Genomic DNA, 20,172 nt, shown 5'->3' with positions numbered 1-20,172 from the left:
CGAGGGCGAGCAAAGAACTCGCCCTCAGCCTGCGGCTTCGGAGCTCAGACAGCTTTGCTCGACCGCTTCGCGGCAACCCTCGGGCCGCGACGCTGCGCAGGCGGCACAGACGGGGCCCCGTTTTACGAAGTGACCGACGAGCCGGCCTAGGGGCCGGCTACTTCGCCGCATACCGACCCGTCCGTTCGCCCTGAGGTATCGAAGGGCTCCGGTGGTCTGAAGCAGCAGAGCGAGAGAGAGACGACTTGAACCAGCACGACAACACCTACGACTACATCGTCATCGGCGGCGGCACGGCCGGGGCGCTGATGTGCAACCGCCTCAGCCAGGACGCGAACCGGCGCGTCCTGCTGGTGGAGGCGGGCGGGCGCGACAGCCACCCCTGGATCCACGTGCCGGTGGGCTACCTCTACTGCATCGGCAACCCGCGCACCGACTGGCTCTACCAGACCGAGCCCGACGCCGGCCTGAACGGCCGTTCGCTGCGCTACCCGCGCGGCAAGACGCTGGGCGGCTGCTCCAGCATCAACGGCATGATCTACATGCGCGGCCAGGCGCGCGACTACGAGCAGTGGGCGCAGCTCACCGGCGACGACACCTGGCGCTGGAGCCACGTGCTGCCGGCCTTCAAGCAGCACGAGGACCACTACCTCGGGGCCGACGAGCTGCATGGCGCGGGCGGTGAATGGCGGGTGGAGAAGCAGCGCCTGCGCTGGGACATCCTCGACGCGTTCGCGCTGGCTGCGCAGCAGGCCGGCGTGCCGGCCAGCGCCGACTTCAACCGGGGCGACAACGAAGGCGTGGGCTACTTCCAGGTCAACCAGCGCGGCGGCTGGCGCTGGAACTCCGCCAAGGCCTTCCTGCGGCCGACCTGCTATGCGCGGCCGAACTTCACGCTGTGGGTGCATGCCCGCGTGACCCGGCTGCTGTTCGACAGCACCGGCAGCGGCGACGGCCGCCCGCGCTGCACCGGCGTGCGCGTCTGGGACGGCCGGCAGATGGTGGACGCGTTCGCCAGCCGCGAGGTGATCCTGTGCGCCGGCAGCATCGGCTCGCCGCAGATCCTGCAGCTGTCCGGCATCGGCCCCGCGGCGCTGCTGCGCCGCCACGGCATCGGCGTGGTGGCCGACCTGCCCGGCGTCGGCGAGAACCTGCAGGACCACCTGCAGATCCGCGCCGTCTACAAGGTGCAGGGGGCGCCCACGCTGAACGTGCTGGCGTCCTCGATGCTGGGCAAGGCCCGCATTGCGCTCGAATACCTGTGGCGCCGCAGCGGCCCGATGAGCATGGCGCCTTCGCAGCTGGGCGCCTTCACCCGCAGCTCGGCGCAATATGCCTGGCCCAACATCCAGTACCACGTGCAGCCGCTGTCGCTCGACGCCTTCGGCGAGCCGCTGCACCGCTTCCCGGCCTTCACCGCGAGCGTGTGCAACCTCAACCCGACCAGCCGCGGCACGGTGCGCATCCGCAGCCCGCGTTTCGAGGACGCGCCGGCCATCGCACCCAACTACCTGAGCACCGGCGAAGACCGCAAGGTCGCCGCCGACTCGCTGCGGGTGACGCGCCGCATCGCGGCCCAGCCGGCGCTGGCGAGATACCGGCCCGAGGAATGGAAGCCGGGGCCGCAGTACGAAAGCGACGAAGACCTGGCGCGCCTGGCCGGCGACATCGCCACGACCATCTTCCACCCGGTGGGCACCACCAAGATGGGCGCCGACGGCGACCCGATGGCGGTGCTCGATTCACGGCTGCGGGTGCGCGGCGTGTCGGCCTTGCGGGTGGTGGATGCGGGTGCGATGCCCACCATCACCAGCGGCAACACCAACAGCCCGACGCTGATGATGGCGGAGAAGGCCGCCGGCTGGGTGCGTGAGGAGGCCCGCTCAGCGCGCGCCGCGCCGGTTCGGGAACAGGCGTGACGCCTGCCAGACGTGGAACGTCAGCGGCTCGGACACGGCGAGCGTGCGGCCGTCGCGGTCGACCAGCCGGACCTGCAGCGTGTGTTCGCCGCGCTCGACGCCGCCGAGGCTGAAGTCGGTCTGCGCGCCGCGGGCGGCCAGCCGGCCGTCGAGCCAGACCTCGACCGACTCGCCGCGCGCCGGCTCTGGTGCCGCGGCCACCCGCACTTCGACGTTGCCGGCGTTGTCGTGCAGCGTCTCCTGCGCGCCGGGCGTGACGATGCCGATCTGCGCGGCGGCGGCCGCCCCCGCGACCAGCAGCGCCAGCGCGGCCAGCACTGCCGACGCCGCACGCAGAGTGCGTCTGCGACTCGTCGATCGGTGCAAGTGCCGGGCAAACATGGGCGCAAGCCTATGCCGCGCCGGATAGCCCCACCGGCATTGCGCACTTGAGGCGCGCGCTTCGCGGGCTCAGTCGAGCCAGGCCTTGATGCGGCCACCCAGGGCCGTGCGGCTGATGCCGTAGCGGTCGTGCAGCGTCGGCAGGGCGCCGGCATCGAGAAAGGCGTCGGGCAGCCCCGCGAGCTGGAAGCCGGCGGGCTGCACCCGGTGCCGCAGCAGCGTGCTCGCCACCGCCTCGCCCAGGCCGCCCACCACCGAGTGGTTTTCGGCCACCACCACCAGCCGGTGCCTGTAGCGCACCGCCTCGACGATGGCCACCTCGTCCAGCGGCTTGATGGTGGGGCAATGCAGCACGGCGACACCGATGTTGTCGGCCGCCAGGTCCTGCGCCACCTCCAGCGCCCGCATGGTGAGGATGCCGCTGGAAATCACGAGCACGTCGGCGTCGTCGCGCAGCAGCTTCGCCTTGCCGAGCTCGAAGCGGTAGTCGTATTCGTCGAGCACCAGCGGCACGTTGCCGCGCAGCAGGCGCATGTAGACCGGGCCCTTGTGCGCCGCGATCTGCGGCACGGCCTGCTCGGTGTCGAGCGCGTCGCACGGGTCCACGATGGTGAGGTCCGGAATGCCGCGCATCATCGCCAGGTCCTCGGTGGCCTGGTGGCTGGGGCCGTAGCCGGTGGTGAGGCCGGGCAGGGCGCAGCAGATCTTGACGTCGAGGTTCTCCTCGGCGATCACCTGGTGGATGAAGTCGTAGGCGCGGCGCGTGCCGAACACCGCATAGGTGGTGGCAAACGGCACCAGCCCTTCCTTGGCCAGGCCGCCGGCTGCGCCCATCAGCAGCTGCTCGGCCATGCCCATCTGGAAGAAGCGTTCTGGAAAGGCCTGCGCGAACAGGTGCAGGTCGGTGTACTTCGCCAGGTCGGCGGTGAGGCCCACCACCTCGGGGTGCGATGCGGCGTAGTCCACCAGCGCCTTGCCGAACGGCGCCGCCTTCACCCGCTGCCCTTCGGCGGCGATCGAGGCGATCATGGCCGAGGTCCTGAGGCGAGGCTTCTTGTGTGCGACGGCGGTGTTCATGCGTGTGCTCCTTCGGTCTGCCGGGCCCGGTCGAGCACCTCGATGGCCTGCTGCCATTCGGGCGGGTCGACCCGGATGAAGTGGTTCTTCTCGCGCTGCTCCAGGAAGGGCACGCCCTTGCCCATGAGCGTGTCGAACAGGATCACGCGCGGCCTGGCTTCAGGGAGCGAGCGTGCGGTGTCGAAGGCCTGCAGCACGGCCGGCAGGTCGTTGCCGTCCACCCGCTGCACATGCCAGCCGAAGGCGGCCCACTTTTCGGCCAGCGGCTCGAAGCCCAGCACCTTGCTCGAAGGGCCGTCGGCCTGCTGGTTGTTGACGTCCACCAGGCAGACAAGGTTGGAAAGGCCGTGGTGCGCGGCCGCCAGGGCCGCCTCCCAGGTGGAGCCCTCGTCGAGCTCGCCGTCGGACATGGAGTTGTAGACGAAGGCCGGGTTGCCCTTGTGCCGCAGGCCCAGTGCCATGCCCACCGCGATGGGCAGGCCCTGGCCCAGCGAGCCGCCCGAGATTTCCATGCCGGGCGTGTAGGTGGCCATGCCCGACATCGGCAGGCGCGAGTCGTCGCTGCCGTAGGTCTCGAGTTCGCTCTCCGGCACGATGCCCGCCTCGATGAGGGCGGCGTAGAAGGCGATGGCGTAGTGGCCGTGCGACAGCAGGAAGCGGTCGCGGCCTTCCCATGCCGGGTCGTCGGGCCGCAGCTTCAGCGCATGGCCGTAGGCCACGGCCAGCACGTCGGCATAGCCGAGCGCCTGGCCGACATAGCCCTGGCCCTGCACCTCGCCCATGCGCAGCGCCAGGCGCCGGATGCGGTAGGCGCACTGGGCCAGCTCGGCCAGCGCGGCGGGGGTGGTCGTCATGAAGGTTCTCCTGCAACGAAGGGGTTCGCGAGGCGTCAGCGCAGGATGCTGGCGGGCACGTAGGACACGAGTGCCAGCACGCCGAACGCGACGAGATAGAAGGGGCCGAGCTCACGCACCGTCTGCCCGACCTTGACCCGGGCGAGCGCGCTGGTGATGAACAGCGTGGTGCCCACCGGCGGCGTGTACAGGCCGATGGCGAGGTTCACCACCATCATGATCCCGAGCTGGGTCATGTCCATGCCGATGCTCTGGGCCAGCGGCACGAACACCGGCGTGAGCAGCAGCACGGCGGCAGGCAGGTCGATGAACATGCCGAGGAACAGCATCAGCAGGTTCATCAGCAGGATCACCAGCCAGGCGGCATGCACGTTGTCCTGCACCCATCGGGCGATGCCCTGCGGCATCTGGTCGTAGGTGAGCAGCCAGCCGATGGCGGCCGAGGCCATGATGACCAGCAGCACCACGCCGGTGGCGAGGCCAGCATGCTGGATTGCATCGTTCAGCCGCTTCCACGACAGGTCTCGGTACACCAGCGCCGACACCAGTCCGGCATAGAGCGTGGAGAGCACCGCCACCTCGGTCGGCGTGGCGATGCCGAACCGCAGGAACACGATGATGAGCACCGGCAGCAGCACCGCGGGCGACGCATACAGCAGGTGCCGGCGGAAGGCCGAGCCGTCGAACGCCGCCGTGTCGCGCGGGAAGTTGCGGCGCCGGCCGACCCACCAGCACATGGCCATGAAGCCGCCGCACATCAGGAAGCCCGGCAGCACGCCGGCCACGAACAACGACGCGATGGAGGCGTTGGACGTGAGCGCGAACAGGATCATCGGAATCGACGGCGGGATGAGGATGTCGATGGTGGCCGCGGCGGCCAGCGTGGCGGCGGAAAACGCCGCCGGGTAGCCCAGGCGCTTGTGCCAGGGGATGAGCAGCGAGCCGATGGCCGAGGCGTCCGCCACCGCGGAACCCGACACGCCGCCGAACAGGGTGGACGACAGCACGCCCACCTGGGCCGGCCCGCCGTGGAAGCGGCCGATCAGCGTCGACAGCACACCCACCAGCGCCTCGCCGAGCCGGCCGCCCATCATCAGCGTGCCGGTGAGCATGAAGAACGGAATGGCGATGAGCGGGAAGCTCTGCACCTGGGCCACCATCTGCTGCACCAGCAGGTCCAGCGGCACCCGGTCGGTGCTGGCGGCGGCGGCCAGGGCGGCCGCCAGCAGGGCATGGGCGATCGGCATGGCGATGACCGCCGCGCCGAGGAACACGAACAGGATGACGAGGCTCATGGCGATCTCCTGGGGGCGTGGCGTTGCATCACCAGTGGGCGACAGGTACGTGCGGCTCGCCCGGGTGTGTCTCGACCGCAGGCCGCGCGTGCCAGGCGGTCCAGGCCGACTGCAGCGCCAGCACCGCGAGCAGCGCCATGCCGGCCATCACGCAGCCGTAGGTGATGGAGCCGGGCACCTGCAGGATGGGCGACTTCTCGTCGTGCACGATGTCCAGCATGCGGAAGGTGGCCCATGACAGGGTGGCGTACAGGCCCGCCACCACCAGCCAGCCCAGCACCGCTGCGGCTCGACGCAATGCCGCGGGCAGCGCGTCCATCAGGAAGGTGGTGGTGATGTGGGCGCCGTGCGCGGCGGCGAGCACCACGCCGGCCATCACCAGCCAGGGGAACAGCAGCTCGGGCACCTCGTTGGCCCACTGCAGGCTGGTGCCGGTGGCATAGCGCAGCACGGTGTTGGCCGCCAGGATCACGAAGATCACCGCCGTGCTCAGCCACAGCACCATGCGGCACAGGCCGATGACGCAGCGTTCGACAACATTCATGGCAGTCTCCACAGGGCAGGGGCGAGGCAGGCGCTCCTACCTGGCGGCGCCGGCGCGGGCTGCGGCCACGACCTTCTTCACGTACGGGCCGATCGGCAGGGCCAGCCACTTCTCGGTCACCGGGGCGGTGGCCTTCTCGAAGGCGGCCTTGTCCACCGTCGTGACCTGCACCCCCTTGGCCTTGAGGTCGGCGAGCGTCTTGTCGTCCGACTCCTGCGACAGCCTGCGCTGCAGCGTGGTGGCTTCCGCGGCCGCTTCCGTGACCGCCTTGCGGTCGGCGTCGGACAGGCGGTCCCAGCTGCGCTTGCTCATCAGGAAGGGCGTCATCTGGAACATGTGGCTGGTGAGCGCCAGGTGCTTCTGCACCTCGTACAGCTTGCTGGCGTGGATGTTCATCAGCGGGTTCTCCTGCCCGTCGACCACCCCCTGCTGGAGCGCCACGTACAGCTCGGCGAACTTGATCTGCTGCGCCTCGGCGCCCAGCGCCTGCATGATGTCCACCAGCACCGCGTCGGGCGGGGTGCGCATCTTCAGGCCCTTCATGTCCTCCACCTTGGTGATCGGGCGCTTGCTGTTGGTCATGTGGCGGATGCCGTTGTCCCAGTAGCCCAGCACCACGAGGCCCTTGTCGGCCGACTTGTCGGCGAGCTCCTTGCCGAGCGGGCCGTCGAGCAGCCGGAAGGCCTGGGCCGAGTTCGCGAACAGGAAGGGCATGCCGTAGGCGGCGTATTCGGGCACGGCGGCCGACACCGCGCCCTGCGAATTGGCCGACAGGTCGAGTGCGCCGGTGCGCAAGGCGGTGAGCATGGCGGCGTCGTCGCCCAGCTGGGCGGACGGCGCCACCTGCACCTGGATGCGGCCGCCGCTCCTGGCCTTGGCCACCTCGGCGAACTTCAAGGCCGCCTCATGGCGCGGGTTGCCGGGCGCCGCGCCGTGGCCGAGCGTGAGCTTCACCGCCTGCGCCTGCACGGCCAGCGGTAAGAGGGCGCCGGCGGCGAGGGCCAGCACGGCATGGGTGAAGGTCTTGCGTTGCATGTCTCGTCTCCTCTTGGTGTGTGGGTGCGGTGCTCCGGCGGCAGCGGTCAGTGGATCAACATGCCGCCGTTCACGTCGAGCGTGATGCCGGTGCAGTAGGCCGACAGGTCGCTGGCCAGGAACAGGCAGGCGCCGGCCACGTCGCCGGCTTCGCCCAGGCGCGCCAGCGGAATGGTCTGGGCGATCTCGGCCTTGCGCTCCTCGGTGAGCTTGCCTTTGCTGATGTCGGTGGCGATCAGACCCGGCGTGACGGCATTGACGCGGATGGCATCGGCCCCCAGCTCGCGCGCCATGGCACGGGCCAGGCCCAGCACGCCGGCCTTGGCGGCCGAATAGTGCGGACCGCCCAGGATGCCGCCGCCTCTTTGCGCCGACACCGAGGAGATGCAGACGATGGAGCCGCCGCGCTGCGCCTGCATCACCGGGATGACGGCCTGCGACATGAGCAGCGTGCCGCGCAGGCTGACGTCGAGCACCGCGTCGTAGTCCTGCGCGGTGATCTCGACGGTCTTGCGCGGCTGGGTGATGCCGGCGTTGTTGACCAGCACGTCGAGGCGGCCGAAGGCTTTCAGCACCGCGGCGACGGCGGCCTCGCAGGAGGCCTTGTCGGTCACGTCGGCCTCGATCCCCAGGTGGCCGGCACCGAGCTGGGCGGCGGCCTGCGCCGGCTCGGCCCGCGGCAGGTCGAGCACCGCCACGCGCGCTCCGTGGGCCGCCATCAGGCGGGCGGTTGCGAATCCGAGGCCGTTGGGGCCGGCGGCGCCGGTGATCACGGCGACCTTGTCCTTGAGCAGCATGTGGCGGGCTCTCCTGGTGAACGCTTTGCGGCGTTGGGTTCGTGGGTTTCGTGGGGTGCGAGCAGATCTTCGGCGCCGCCCGCCATGACGACAAGCGAAGTCTTCTCAACCTAAGATGACGATCCGTCATCTGACGCGAGGGTTGTCCCCATGGCTTCCGTCCCGCCCATTGCCAACCTGCTGGCCTTCGAAGCGGTGGCACGCCGCCGCAGCTTTGCGCTGGCCGCAGCCGAGCTGCACCTCACCGCCTCGGCCATCAGCCACCAGGTGGCCCGGCTGGAGTCGCAGCTCGGCATGCGGCTGCTCGAGCGCAGCGCTCACGGCGTGAGGCTCAGCGCGGCCGGCGAGCAGTACCTGTCCCGCGTGGGCGGTGCGCTCGCGGCCATCACGGCCGCCACTGAAGACCTGCGCCAGGGCATGAGCAACAGCCTGTACGTGCATTCGGCGCCCAGCATCGCGAGCCTGTGGCTGATGCCGCGCCTGCGCGCGTTCGCCGAGGCCCACCCCGACATCGCGCTGAACCTGTCGGCGGCGCACACGCACAGCGACTTCGCGCTCGGCCAGGCCGACATCGACATCCGCTATGGCGTGCCGCAATGGCCGGACCTCGTGGTCGAGCCGCTGTTCGAGGAGCGCATCGTGCCGCTGGCGAGCCCGGCCTTCATCCGCGAGCACCGGCTGCGGCGCCCCGAACGCCTGCTCGAGGTGCCGCTCATCCAGAGCAACGTGAGCGTGGTGCAGTGGCCCGACTGGTTTGCCGCCTTTTCGGACAGGCGGGCTCCCGAGCGCTTCGCGGTGCGTTTCGACCGGGCGCAGATGTCGCTGGACGCGGCGACGCAGGGCCTGGGCGTGGCCCTCGAAAGCGCCACCATCGCGGGCCGGCACCTGGCCGAGGGCAAGCTCAAGCCGGTGTTCGGCCTCGATCGCGCCATCCGCCTGAAGGCCCACTTCGCGGTGTATCCGGCGCGGCATGCGAGGCGGCCGCCCGTGGAGGCTTTCCTCGCCTGGCTGCACCGAGAGGCGGCCAAGGGTAGCCGGTAAAGTGCGGCGCGCCATCCTTCACTCGAACACCATGCCGCTGTCGCCCTACCTGTCTGCACGCCCCGAAATCGATCCCAGCGTTTTCGTCCACCCCTCGGCCCAGGTCATCGGCGACGTCCACATCGGCGCCGACAGCTCGGTGTGGTGCAACACCGTCCTTCGCGGCGACGTGAATCGCATCGTGATCGGCGAGTGCACCAACATCCAGGACTTCGCGATGGGACACGTGTCCCACAAGCATCTGGGCAAGCCCGAAGGCAGCCCGCTCCTCATCGGCAGCCACGTGACCATCGGGCATTCGGCCATCCTGCACGGCTGCACCATCGGCGACGAATGCCTGATCGGCATGGGCACCATCGTGATGGACGACGTGGTGATCGACGCCCGCGTCATGGTCGGCGCGGGCAGCCTGGTCACGCCGGGCAAGCACCTGAAGAGCGGCTGGCTCTACATGGGCCGGCCGGCGGTCGCGGTGCGCGAACTCACGGCCGACGAGATCGCCTACCTGCGGTACTCGGCGGAACACTATGTGAGGGTGAAGGACAACCACGCGGCCGGCTGACCCATGGCGGCGGCGCAGCTACAAGCGGCTGGCGCCTTCGTCGAAGTTGACCGTGCTCGCATGCCGGTCGAGCAGCTCCGCGATGCGGCGCCGGTGCCGCCAGCCCCTGTATGTCTCGGAGGTGGCCACGGCCGCCAGGAGGGAGAGCGCCCCCGAGGCGAGCAGCCCCCAGGCTAGCCAGCGCACCATCGCGTACACACCGATTCGAGATGCACGGTGAGGGCCCCGAGGTGGGACACCGCCGCCGCGCTGTTGCCGTGTTCCGTGGCCAGCTCCGACAGGCGTGCCACCTGATAGAGCATGCCCACCGCGGCCTTCAGCTCGAGCGAGACGGCCAGGTCGTGTTTCGCCAGGCGCTGGACCACCTCGCGCAACTCGGCGGTGCTGTGCTCCATGACGCGCGTTTCATTGACCGGCCGTGGGGCGCGCGATCGGCGCCTGCCGATCGACGAATCGGCAGGGCGCCGGCGTGTGCGGATGATGGTCGAGCAAGGCATGGCTGTGATTGGGACCCGGGTGCAGCGGCGCCATGGGCGTCGATGCGAAAGCGGGTGCTGCATGACGAACAGCGGCAAATCTACAGAGGAAGCCGCTGCGTGACATGCTCGAGCGGTGACGAAAGCCTGACGCGAAACTCACGAAGCTCGCGCGGGCTTCAGCGAAGCCGTCGCCGCGGTCGCCGCTGCAGCGGGAGCCGAAGAGCCGTCAGGCGTTCGGCATCCGCTCGAAGGCCGGCACCGAGGGATCCATCGCGTCCCACTTCGGCCCGCGGATGCTGTAGGTGAGGGCCTGCGGCGCGAATAGGCCAGGGTCGTCCAGGCTGCCCGCATGCACCGCGATCAGATCGGGCGACGCGGCAAAGCTCAGCAACACCGGCGTGCCGCACACCGGGCAGAAGGCGTGGGACTTCACGTTGCCGCTGTCGGCCGCGATCTCCCAATGGGTGGTCTCGCCGGTGATCGCCATCTCGGCGCGCGCCGGAAAAGTGAGGTAGGAGCCGTGCCCGGTGCCGCTGCGCCGCTGGCAGTCGCGGCACTGGCAATGGTTCTGGAAGATGGGTGCATGCCGGGTGCTGTAGCGGACGGCGCCGCAGGCGCATCCGCCGCTGTAGGTGCGGGTCATGGCAGCTCCCTCAGGCTGCCTGCAAGGCCGACTTGGGCTTGGCGAAGACGTCAATGCCCCGGCCCGTTTCGAGCAGCGACTTCAGGCTCGACAGCACGATCGGCCAGCCCTGCTGGATGCCGCGCGCCATCGGGCTGCCGGCCTGCAGCTCGTCGTGCGTCACGGTAAGCCGCACCATCTCGTCGTAGGCGGTGATGTCGAAGCTCACCCGGCTGTAGCTGGCCGGGTCGTCCGCCTTGGACGGGCTGGCCCAGCTGATGACCAGGCGCGTGGGCGGCGACGACTCGACCACCTTGCCCACCACCTGCACGGTGCGCTGCTCGTCGGCGCGCACATGCTGCCAGGTCGATCCGGGCTGCCAGTCGGACACGTTCTCGTGGCCCCAATAGTGCCGCGCGATCTCGGGTCGGATGAGGGCCTCGAACACCTTCTCGGGCGTCGAGCGGATGTAGGTCACGTAGACGAAGCTGGTCTGCTCTGTGGTCATGGTCACTTTCCTTCCAGTTCCTTCTTCAGGTCGTGCAGCAGGCTGAGCCGCTGACGTTCGAACTTGCGCACCCACCGCTCGTAGACCTCGTGCAGCGGCACCGGGTTGATGAAGTGCAGCTTCTCGCGGCCGCGCCACACGGTGCTCACCAGGTTGGCCGCCTCGAGCAGCCCGAGGTGCTGCGTGGCCGATTGCCGCGCCATGTCGAGGTGCTCGCACAGCTCGCCCAGCGTCTGCCCGTTGCGCTCGTACAGCAGGTCGAGCAGCCGCCTGCGCGTGGGGTCGGCCAGTGCCTTGAAAACCTTGTCTTCGTCCATCTGTCCGGTGAATGCGTGAAGGCATGATATGCAGGCAAATGCCTGCATGTCAAATCGGCCGGCCCATCGAGGGGCCCGGTGTCAGGTCGTGGCCGTCAGGCCAGCCACTGCCGCAGCAGGCGGTACACCTCGGGGCTGGACAAGAGGTCGAGGTGGCCCGTGTCACGAACCACTGCCTGCCGCTGCGGCGCAAAGGCAAGGCGGCGGCCGGGGCTGCGATGGCGGCCCAGCGCACTGGCCACCGAGACCAATCCGTCACCCAGCAGCCGGGACTTCAGGTTGCCGGCCTGCGGGCCGAGGCTCGCCGCGATGGCGAAGCAGCGGGTGCCGGTTGGCAGGCCGACGTGCGGGCATGGATCGCGGCCGTCGTGCGTCGCCGGGCCGCTCACGATGTTGCCTTGCCGAAGGTCCTTGATGCCCGCGCTGCGCACCTTGCCCAGGCGCGCCAGCGGCGCTGCATAAGGCGCGGCGCCGAGCAGCAGGTCGATGCCGTGTCCGGCCCGTTCGAGGGCGGCGCCCTGGTGCGGCGTTCCGAGGCAGACCAGGTCGTTCACGCGGGCCGGCCAGCGCAGCCCGCCGCGCTGGAGCAATGCGCCATGGTGGATGGCGCTGCGTGCGACCAGGCCGCCCATGCTGTGGCCCACCATGACCAGACGCTCCACCTCGACCGGCCAGGCGTCGTACAGCCGCTCCATCAGCTGCGCCAGGATGCGGCCGTTGGTGGATACGCTCAGGCCGCTGTTGTAGTGGAGGTAGACCGGCGTGTAGCCCAGCTCGCGCGCCAGCGCCTCGCCATGGTCGTGGCCCGAGCGCTGCCACTGCAGGTCGTTCATGCACAGGCCGTGGAGCAGCACCAGCAGACGGGGGGATGCACCGCCCAGGCCGGAACGCAGCGCCGGGCGTTCGAGCGGCAAGGGCAGGCCGGCACGCCGGAACGCCATCGTGATGGCCAGCGGGTTGTCAGTGGCGGCGAGGTGGTCGCCCAGCACGCCATTGAGCGCTGCCACCACCGCTTCCCGCTCGGGGCGGGGCGCCTGGCGCGGGTCCGAAGCGAGCAGCACGGGCGCCAGCCAGCCGAGCAAGGCCTCGGCGCTGCCGCCCACCAGACGTGTGACGCCGCGCACCGTCTCGTACACCAGGCCGGTGAGGCCGCGGGTGCGTTCAGCCGCGGGTGCGGCGCCTGCGGAGCCCCGCGGTCGTGGAGGGTTGATGATGCCCGCATGCATCGCCTCGACCAGGCTGGCGAGGCCCGCCACTGCATCGGTGGTCAGGCGCGCGGCGCCTCGCAGATCGGCGGCTTGCAGGAGCGGTTGTGCCATGGGCCAGTGTGGCACAGGGCTGGTGGCAGTCATCCGGTGCGCTTCGCGCGCCCCTTGACCTCTCCGAACAGGTCGAACAGCTGCTGCGCCGCCGGTGACAGGGCGCGCCCCCGCCGGCGGATCAGCCCGACCATGCGGGTGACCACCGGGTCGACCAGCGGCACGCTCACCAGCAGCGGATGCTCCGGCCCGGGCATGGCCATCGCCGGCACGGCGGCCACGCCGAGGCCGGCCTCCACCAGGCCCAGCGTCGTGGTCACGTGCTGCGCCTCGTAGATCGCCTGCGGCCGCCCGGCCAGGCCGGCCAGTGCCTGGTCGAGCAGCACCCGGTTGCCCGACGTGCGGCCCACCGAGATGAAGTCGTGCTGGCTGAGCTGCGCCCAGCTCACCCGGCGCAGCTTCGCCACCGGGTGGTCTCGGCGGCAGGCGGCGACGAAACGCTCCTCGACCAGCGGCTTGAACTCCAGGTCGCCTTCCTGGGCGCCGATGAAGTTGAGCCCGAAGTCGGCCTCGCCGCGCGCCACCGACGCCAGCACCTCGTTGGCGCCGGCGTCGAGCACCTTGACCCGCACCTTCGGGCAGCGCTCGTGGTAGCGGCGGATCACCTCCGAGAGGTAGTAGTACACCGTCGAGGGCACGCAGGCCACCGTGACCTCGCCCATGCGGGTGGCGGCCACGCCGCGGATGCCCAGCAGGGTGGAGTCCAGTTCGTCGAGCAGTTCGCGCACCTTGCGCTCGAAGTCGCGGCCCACCGCGGTCAGCGTGACCCGTCGGGTGGTGCGCTCGAGCAGCCGCACGCCCAGCGCCTGTTCCAGCTTGTCGATGCGGCGGCTGAACGCCGGCTGCGACAGGTGCACCTGCTCGGCAGCCTTGCGGAAGTTGCTCAGCTCGGCCACCGCGCGAAAGGCCAGCAGGTCGTTCAGGTCGAAGTTGATGGCCATGGAGGGCTCCGGTCAATTGATGCTGAGTGTGGATCAATTGATATCAAAGATGCAATTCACAAAGGAAATGCCGGCGCCGAAGATGAAGCCATGACACAAGCCATCCCCTGCGTCCTGATGCGTGCCGGCACCTCCCGTGGCCCGTTCTTCCTGCGCGAATGGTTGCCGCAGGACGAAACCGAGCGGGACCAGGCGCTCATCGGCGCGATCGGCGCCTCCGACCTGCTGCAGGTGGACGGCCTGGGCGGCGGCAGCACGCTGACCAGCAAGGTCGCCATCGTCTCGAAGTCGTCGCAGCCCGGCTGCGATGTGGACTACCTGTTCGCGCAGGTCGGCGTCGGCCAGCAGTCGGTGGACACGCGGCCCAACTGCGGCAACATGCTCTCGGGCGTGGCGCCCTTTGCCATCGAGCAGGGGCTGGTGGCGGCCTGCGATGGCGAAACGACGGTGCGGGTCTTCAACGTCAACACCGGCTCGCGCATCGACGTGACGGTGCAGACGCCGGGCGGGCGCGTCGTGTACGACGGCGACACCGGCATCGACGGCGTTGCCGGCACGGCAGCCGCCATCCGCCTGAACTTCCTCGACGCCTGGGGGGCGGTCACCGGCTCGGTGTTCCCGACCGGGCGCCGCATCGACATCGTGGACGGGCTCGAGGTGACCTGCATCGACGCCGCCATGCCGCTGGTGATCCTGCGGGCGCGCGACCTCGGCCTGACCGGCCGCGAGGCCCCGGCGGCGCTGGACGCCGACCTGCCGCTGATGGCGCGCATCGAGGCCATTCGTTGTGCCGCCGGCCGCGCCATGGGCCTGGGCGACGTGTCCGGCAGCGTGATTCCCAAGCCGGTGATCGCCAGCGACGGCGACGACGACAACAGCATCACCTCCCGCTATTTCACGCCGCGCCGCTGCCATGCCTCGCATGCGGTGACCGGTGCGATCGGCGTGGCCACGGCCTTTGCGCTGCCGGGCACGGTGGTCAGCGGTGCCGAGGCCGCCGGCGGCACGCGTGCCATCTCGGTGCTGCATCCGCAAGGCCGCATCGACGTCGAAGTGACCATCGAAGGTGCCGGTGCCGACGCCCGCATCGAACGCGCCGCGCTGGTTCGCACCGCCCGCAAGATCCTGCAAGGCGAGCTGCACATCCCGCCTTACGTGTTCTCGAAACCGTTGCCGCCGAACCTCCCCGAGGCGACGACGCCCCCCCTGGAAGGAGACAAACCCATGAAGCGCCTGATCGCTCCCGCCGTGGCCGCGGCAATGGCCGCCAGCACTCCCCTGGCAATGGCCTACCCGGACAAGGCCATCACCGTGGTCGTGCCCACCGCCGCCGGCGGCGGCAACGACGCGATGGCACGCACCATTGCCCAGAAGCTGGGCCCGCTGCTCGGTCAGACGATCATCGTCGACAACCGGGCCGGCGCCAACGGAGCGATCGCCAGCGAGTTCGTCGCCCGTGCACCGGCCGACGGCCACACGCTGATGTTCGGCTACATCGCCACCCACGCCATGAATCCGGCGCTGCAGAAGCTGCGCTACGACCCGGTCAACGACTTCGCGCCCATCGGCCTGGTGGGCTATTCGCCGACGCTCATGGTGGCCAACGCGACCGTGCCGGTGAAGGACGTGAAGGACCTGGTGGCGCAGCTGAAGGCCAAGCCCGACAAGTACGCCTACGCCTCGGCCGGCAACGGCACGGCGCCGCACTACGCGGCCGAGCTGTTCAAGCTCAGTGCAGGCGTCGTGATGCTCGGGGCGCCGTACAAGGGCTCGGCGCCGGCCGTCACCGACACCATCAGCGGCCAGACGCAGTTCATGTTCCCGAGCCTGTTCACCGCCCTGCCGCACGTGAAGGCCGGCAAGCTGCGCGCGCTGGCGGTGGCCGGGCCGAAACGCTCGGCGCTGCTGCCCGACGTGCCGACCTTGAAGGAAGCCGGCGTGGAGGGTGTGGAGGTGCAGCAGTGGTATGGCTTCTTCGCGCCGGCCAAGACACCCAAGCCGATCATCGACCAGCTCAACAAGGCCCTGAACCAGGTGCTGGCCGACAAGGACATCGTCAAGCGCATCGAGGACCATGGGGCCGACGTGGAGACCAGCACCCCCGAGCAGTTCGGCGCGCTGGTGAAGAGCGAGATCGCGAAGTGGAAAGGGGTGGTGCAGCGTGCCAGGCTGACGGCCGATTGATCCACCCGGAGTGCGCTGATGAACACCTCCCTCGACGACCTGCAGGCCTGGATCGGCCGCAGCGAGACCGTGCAAGACCACATCGGCGCCACGCCGGTGAAGGCCCTGAACGCGACGCTCGACCATCCGGCCATCGAAGTGCCGGCCGGCACGCCGCTGCCGCCGCTGTGGCACTGGCTGTACTTCCTGCCGCTGCACCGGCAAAGCGACATTGGCGCCGACGGCCACGCCCGGCGCGGCGGTTTCCTGCCGCCGGTGCCCCTGCCGCGGCGCATGTGGGCCGGCAGCCAGTTCGAGTTCCGCGCGCCGGTGCGGGTGGGCGATGCGGTCGAGCGCAGGTCGTGCATCGACGACGTCACCCTCAAGCAGGGCCGCACCGGCCCCCTGGTGTTCGTGAAGGTGCGCCATGAAGTGCGGTGCAATGCAGCCGCGGAGCCGGCCATCGTGGAGTTCCACGACATCGTGTACCGGGAGGCCCGGCGGCCGGGCGACGTCGAGCCACCGCCGCAGCCGGCCGACACCGGCGCGCCCTGGCAGCGCGAGATCGTTCCCGACGACGTGCTGCTGTTCCGCTACTCGGCGCTCACCTTCAACGGCCATCGCATCCACTACGACCGCCGGTACGTGACCGAGGTCGAAGGCTACCCGGGCCTCATCGTGCACGGACCGCTGATTGCCACGCTGCTGATGGACCTGCTGCGCCGCCACCAGCCCGACGCCCAGGTGACGGGCTTCCGGTTCAAGGCGGTGCGGCCCACCTTCGACCTGCACCCGTTGCGTGTCAACGGCCGCCGCGAGGGCTCGCAGGTGAGGCTGTGGGCGCAGGACCATGAAGGCTGGCTGACCATGGACGCCACCGCCACCCTGAAGGACTGAGCCGATGAGACCGCTGCAGGGCATCACCGTCGTCACCCTCGAACATGCGATCGCCGCGCCGTTCTGCACGCGCCAGCTCGCCGACCTGGGCGCGCGCGTCATCAAGATCGAGCGCCCTGGCGTGGGCGACTTCGCGCGCGGCTACGACCAGCGCGTCCGGGGTCTCGCGTCGCATTTCGTGTGGACCAACCGCAGCAAGGAGAGCCTGACGCTGGACGTCAAGCATCCGCAGGCGGCCGAGCTGCTGGTGCGGCTGATCGTCGACAAGGCCGACGTGGTGGTGCAGAACCTCGCGCCGGGCGCGGCGGCGCGCCTCGGGGTTTCGTTCGAGGCGCTGAAGGCGCGCCGGCCCGACCTCATCGTGTGCGACATCTCGGGCTACGGCGACGACGCCGTGAACCCCGGCCCCTACCGCGACAAGAAGGCCTACGACCTGCTGATCCAGAGCGAGTCCGGTTTCGTGTCGATCACCGGCACGCCCGACGAGCCGTGCAAGGCCGGCCTGTCCATCGCCGACATCGCGGCCGGCATGTATGCCTACACCAACATCCTCGCCGCGCTCCTGCAACGCAATATCGACGGCCGCGGCCGCCGCATCGACATCTCGATGCTGGAGGCCATGGGCGAGTGGATGGGCTACCCCATGTACTACGCGTTGGACGGCGCGCCGCCGCCGCCCAGGGCAGGGGCTGCGCACGCCACCATCTACCCTTACGGCCCGTTCCCGGCGGGCGACGGCAAGACGGTGATGCTCGGGCTGCAGAACGAACGCGAATGGCTGCAGTTCTGCACCAAGGTGCTGCGGCGGCCCGAGCTGGCCGATGACGAACGCTTCGCCGGCAATGCGAAGCGCACGGCGCACCGCGAGGCCTTGCGCGCGCTGATCGTGGAGGCCTTTGCATCGCTGTCGGCCGAGCAGGTGCAGCAGCGCATCGAGGAGGCGCAGATCGCCAGCGCGCAGGTCAACGACATGGCGGGGCTCTGGGCGCATGAACAGCTGAAGGCCCGTGGCCGCTGGCGCGAGGTCGACTCGCCGGCCGGGCCGCTGCCGGCGCTGCTGCCGCCCGGCTCCTGGGACGACGGCGACCCGGTGCTCGAGCCGGTGCCGGCACTCGGCGCCCACACCGAGTCGATCCTGGCCGAGCTGGGCGTCGATGCGGCGGGCCTCGCCGCGCTGCGGGAGGCGCAAGCCATATGAACAACGCACCGCGCAGCTACCTGTTCGTGCCTGGCGACCGGCCAGAACGTTTCGGCAAGGCGCTGGAAAGCGGTGCCGACGCGGTGGTGGTCGACCTGGAAGATGCGGTGGCGCCGCCGGCCAAGCAGGCGGCACGCGAGGCGGTCGCGGCACTGCTCGCACAGGCGCAGCAGCCCGAAAGGATCGTGGTTCGCATCAACGACGAGGCGACGCCCTGGTTCGAGGCCGACCTCGCCATGCTGCGCGAAGGTGGCGCCCGGGCGGTGATGCTGCCCAAGGCCGAGCGCGCGGCCAGCCTCGACATCCTGCGTTCGGTTTGCCCCGGCATCGCGGTGCTGCCGCTCATCGAAAGCGCGCGCGGCGTGCTGGCGGCCGAAGCGCTGGCGGCGACGCAGGGCGTGGCGCGGCTGGTCTTCGGCACCGTCGACTTCGCGCTCGACATGGACCTCCAAGGCCCGCTCGCGGCCACCGTTGGCCTCGACTTCGCCGCCGCCAGGATCGCGCTCGCCTCGCGTGCCGCGGGCCTGCTGCCGCCGGTGGCCGGCGTCACGGTGGCCATCGACGACGAGGCCCGGCTGCGCGCCGACATGGAACGCGCCCGGGCGCATGGCTTTGGCGCCAAGTTGTGCATCCACCCGAAGCAGGTCGCGCCTGTGCATGCGCTGCTGGCGCCGAGCGCTGACGAGCTGGCCTGGGCGCACCGGGTGCTGGCCGCGGCCGAGGCGGCGGGCGCCGGGGTAGTGCAGGTCGACGGCCGCATGGTCGACAAGCCGGTCATCGAACGTGCCCGCCGCCTCGTGCTGCGCAGCGCCTGAGCCAGTACCACGCAACCCCGACACACGTCCCGCAAAGGAACAACCATGGCCGCTTCCATCATCGACTCGTCCATCTTCCAGGGCATCTTCACCACCGACGCGATGCGGCATGTGTGGAGCGACGAGAACCGCACCGCCAAGTACGTCGAGATCGAGCGGGCCCTCGCGATCGTGCAGGGGCGGCTCGGCATCATCCCGAAGGAGGCGGCCGAGGAGATCGTGAGCCACTGCCGCATCGAGGAGATCGACATGGCACGGCTGCGCCAGCAGACCGAGCGCATCGGCTACCCCATCCTCGGCGTGGTGACGCAGATCAACCAGCTGTGCCGCGACAAGCTCGGCGAGTTCGTCCACTGGGGCGCCACCACCCAGGACATCACCGACACCGCCACCGTGCTGCAGATCCGCGAGGCGCTGGCGCTGGTGGACGGCGAGCTGGAAGCCATTGCCCGTGCGATGGCCAGGCTGGCGAAGGAGCACCGTCTCACGCCGGTCATCGGCCGCAGCAACCTGCAGCAGGCCATCCCGGTCACCTTCGGCTACAAGATGGCCGGCCTGCTGTCGGCGATCCTGCGGCATCGCGAGCGCCTGGCGCAATTGAAGGAGCGGGTGCTGGTCGGCGAGTTCGCGGGCGCCGCCGGCACGCTGGCCTCGCTGCAAACCGGCGCGATGGAAACGCAGGCCGGCCTGTGCGCCGAACTGGGCCTCCAGCAGCCCACCATCGCCTGGCACACCATCCGCGACAACATCGCCGAGACCGGCGCGCTGCTGGGCCTCATCGGCGGCACGCTCGGCAAGCTCAGCATGGACGTCAAGCTGATGATGCAGACCGAAGTCGCCGAGGTGTTCGAGCCCTACCACCACGGCCGCGGCAGCAGCAGCACCATGCCGCAGAAGCGCAACCCGATCGCCAGCTGCTACATCCACGCCGCCATCAGCGTCGTGCGCCAGCATGCCGCCGCGCTGATGGACGCCATGGTCGCCGACCACGAGCGCTCGACCGGCCCGTGGGAGATCGAGTGGATCGTGCTGCCGGAAGCCTTCTGCCTGATCGCGGGGGCCCTGAAGCAGTCGCGCGCGGTGCTCGAAGGGCTGGAGGTGGATGCGGGCGCGATGATGCGCAACATCGAGATGACCGGCGGCCTGGTGATGAGCGAGGCGGTGATGATGGGCCTGGGCCCCTACATCGGCCGCGAATACGCGCACGACCTGGTGTACGACCTGTGCCGCGAATCGCTGGCGAAGCGCACGCCCCTGATCGACCTGCTGGAAGCGCACCCGGAGATCCGCCGCCACGTCGGCCGGGCCGAGCTCGAACGCATGCTCGACCCGGCCAACTACCTGGGGCAGTCGGGTGTCATGGTCGATCGGGTGCTCGAACGCATGGGCTGAGGCCGGAAGATCGTGC

General features: G+C 70.0%; 22 protein-coding genes and 1 pseudogene. 9 read left to right on the top strand and 14 right to left on the bottom strand.

Annotation, left to right across the window (positions count from 1 at the left end):
* Positions 1-245 precede the first annotated feature (245 nt).
* A complete protein-coding gene (locus E8D38_RS18410; protein ID WP_140634188.1) occupies positions 246-1,919 on the top strand; it encodes a GMC family oxidoreductase in 1,674 nt (557 codons plus the stop codon).
* On the opposite strand, the gene E8D38_RS18405 is transcribed toward E8D38_RS18410, so the two are convergent.
* The 7 genes from E8D38_RS18405 to E8D38_RS18375 form a co-directional block, all read right to left on the bottom strand.
* On the bottom strand, positions 1,884-2,237 hold the full coding sequence (locus tag E8D38_RS18405) for a molybdopterin-binding protein (protein WP_181179234.1): 354 nt from the start codon (positions 2,235-2,237) through the stop codon (positions 1,884-1,886). The genes E8D38_RS18410 and E8D38_RS18405 overlap by 36 nt on opposite strands.
* Positions 2,238-2,369: 132 nt before the next feature.
* Positions 2,370-3,377, bottom strand: coding sequence for a transketolase family protein (locus E8D38_RS18400; RefSeq protein WP_140634184.1), 1,008 nt, complete (start codon positions 3,375-3,377; stop codon positions 2,370-2,372).
* Positions 3,374-4,231, bottom strand: coding sequence for a transketolase (locus tag E8D38_RS18395; RefSeq protein WP_140634182.1), 858 nt, complete (start codon positions 4,229-4,231; stop codon positions 3,374-3,376). Before E8D38_RS18395 ends, E8D38_RS18400 begins: the two co-directional genes overlap by 4 nt.
* A 35-nt stretch (positions 4,232-4,266) precedes the next feature.
* On the bottom strand, positions 4,267-5,526 hold the full coding sequence (locus E8D38_RS18390) for a TRAP transporter large permease (protein ID WP_140634180.1): 1,260 nt from the start codon (positions 5,524-5,526) through the stop codon (positions 4,267-4,269).
* Positions 5,527-5,554: 28 nt separating this feature from the next.
* Positions 5,555-6,070 (bottom strand): TRAP transporter small permease, encoded by a 516-nt coding sequence (locus E8D38_RS18385; RefSeq protein ID WP_140634178.1) that lies wholly within the window; start codon positions 6,068-6,070, stop codon positions 5,555-5,557.
* A 36-nt stretch (positions 6,071-6,106) separates the two neighbouring features.
* On the bottom strand, positions 6,107-7,105 hold the full coding sequence (locus tag E8D38_RS18380; RefSeq protein ID WP_140634176.1) for a TRAP transporter substrate-binding protein: 999 nt from the start codon (positions 7,103-7,105) through the stop codon (positions 6,107-6,109).
* A gap of 47 nt (positions 7,106-7,152) precedes the next feature.
* Positions 7,153-7,902, bottom strand: a complete 750-nt coding sequence (locus E8D38_RS18375) for an SDR family NAD(P)-dependent oxidoreductase (RefSeq protein ID WP_140634174.1) — start codon at positions 7,900-7,902, stop codon at positions 7,153-7,155.
* Between the two features lie 150 nt (positions 7,903-8,052).
* On the opposite strand from E8D38_RS18375, the gene E8D38_RS18370 reads away from it, so the two are divergent.
* Both E8D38_RS18370 and E8D38_RS18365 read left to right on the top strand, forming a co-directional pair.
* Positions 8,053-8,943 (top strand): LysR substrate-binding domain-containing protein, encoded by an 891-nt coding sequence (locus tag E8D38_RS18370; RefSeq protein ID WP_140634172.1) that lies wholly within the window; start codon positions 8,053-8,055, stop codon positions 8,941-8,943.
* A gap of 31 nt (positions 8,944-8,974) precedes the next feature.
* Positions 8,975-9,505, top strand: a complete 531-nt coding sequence (locus E8D38_RS18365; RefSeq protein WP_140634170.1) for a gamma carbonic anhydrase family protein — start codon at positions 8,975-8,977, stop codon at positions 9,503-9,505.
* A gap of 18 nt (positions 9,506-9,523) precedes the next feature.
* On the opposite strand, the gene E8D38_RS28355 is transcribed toward E8D38_RS18365, so the two are convergent.
* The 7 genes from E8D38_RS28355 to E8D38_RS18335 form a co-directional block, all read right to left on the bottom strand.
* A complete protein-coding gene (locus tag E8D38_RS28355) occupies positions 9,524-9,694 on the bottom strand; it encodes a hypothetical protein (RefSeq protein WP_181179232.1) in 171 nt (56 codons plus the stop codon).
* Positions 9,679-9,900, bottom strand: a complete 222-nt coding sequence (locus tag E8D38_RS18360; protein WP_140634168.1) for a hypothetical protein — start codon at positions 9,898-9,900, stop codon at positions 9,679-9,681. The genes E8D38_RS28355 and E8D38_RS18360 overlap by 16 nt, the downstream gene beginning before the upstream one ends.
* A gap of 310 nt (positions 9,901-10,210) precedes the next feature.
* Positions 10,211-10,627: a GFA family protein gene (locus E8D38_RS18355; protein WP_140634166.1), complete on the bottom strand. Its 417-nt coding sequence runs from the start codon at positions 10,625-10,627 to the stop codon at positions 10,211-10,213.
* A 10-nt stretch (positions 10,628-10,637) separates the two neighbouring features.
* On the bottom strand, positions 10,638-11,114 hold the full coding sequence (locus E8D38_RS18350) for an SRPBCC family protein (protein ID WP_140634164.1): 477 nt from the start codon (positions 11,112-11,114) through the stop codon (positions 10,638-10,640).
* A 2-nt stretch (positions 11,115-11,116) separates the two neighbouring features.
* Positions 11,117-11,431, bottom strand: coding sequence for an ArsR/SmtB family transcription factor (locus tag E8D38_RS18345; RefSeq protein ID WP_140634162.1), 315 nt, complete (start codon positions 11,429-11,431; stop codon positions 11,117-11,119).
* 95 nt (positions 11,432-11,526) lie between these two features.
* Positions 11,527-12,750, bottom strand: coding sequence for an esterase/lipase family protein (locus tag E8D38_RS18340; RefSeq protein ID WP_140634160.1), 1,224 nt, complete (start codon positions 12,748-12,750; stop codon positions 11,527-11,529).
* 29 nt (positions 12,751-12,779) lie between these two features.
* The gene (locus E8D38_RS18335; RefSeq protein WP_140634158.1) at positions 12,780-13,691 is read right to left on the bottom strand and encodes a LysR family transcriptional regulator; all 912 of its coding nucleotides are present in this window, start codon (positions 13,689-13,691) and stop codon (positions 12,780-12,782) included.
* A 90-nt stretch (positions 13,692-13,781) separates the two neighbouring features.
* Between E8D38_RS18335 and E8D38_RS29355 the strand changes: the two are divergent.
* The 6 genes and pseudogenes from E8D38_RS29355 to E8D38_RS18310 form a co-directional block, all read left to right on the top strand.
* Positions 13,782-14,780, top strand: a pseudogene (locus E8D38_RS29355) (4-oxalomesaconate tautomerase); the annotation flags it as partial.
* Positions 14,781-14,915: 135 nt separating this feature from the next.
* Positions 14,916-15,875 (top strand): tripartite tricarboxylate transporter substrate binding protein, encoded by a 960-nt coding sequence (locus E8D38_RS29350; RefSeq protein WP_425462791.1) that lies wholly within the window; start codon positions 14,916-14,918, stop codon positions 15,873-15,875.
* Positions 15,876-15,893: 18 nt separating this feature from the next.
* A complete protein-coding gene (locus tag E8D38_RS18325; protein WP_140634153.1) occupies positions 15,894-16,751 on the top strand; it encodes an HTD2 family dehydratase in 858 nt (285 codons plus the stop codon).
* A gap of 4 nt (positions 16,752-16,755) precedes the next feature.
* Positions 16,756-17,949: a CaiB/BaiF CoA transferase family protein gene (locus tag E8D38_RS18320; RefSeq protein WP_140634151.1), complete on the top strand. Its 1,194-nt coding sequence runs from the start codon at positions 16,756-16,758 to the stop codon at positions 17,947-17,949.
* Entirely contained in the window at positions 17,946-18,764 is an 819-nt protein-coding gene (locus tag E8D38_RS18315) for an HpcH/HpaI aldolase/citrate lyase family protein (protein ID WP_140634149.1), read from the top strand. Before E8D38_RS18320 ends, E8D38_RS18315 begins: the two co-directional genes overlap by 4 nt.
* Before the next feature lie 45 nt (positions 18,765-18,809).
* Entirely contained in the window at positions 18,810-20,156 is a 1,347-nt protein-coding gene (locus E8D38_RS18310; RefSeq protein WP_140634147.1) for a class-II fumarase/aspartase family protein, read from the top strand.
* Positions 20,157-20,172 lie beyond the last annotated feature (16 nt).

Source organism: Methylibium rhizosphaerae (assembly GCF_006386545.1).
Lineage (GTDB): Bacteria > Pseudomonadota > Gammaproteobacteria > Burkholderiales > Burkholderiaceae_C > Pseudorivibacter > Pseudorivibacter rhizosphaerae.
This window is presented reverse-complemented; position numbering and strand designations above follow the sequence as displayed.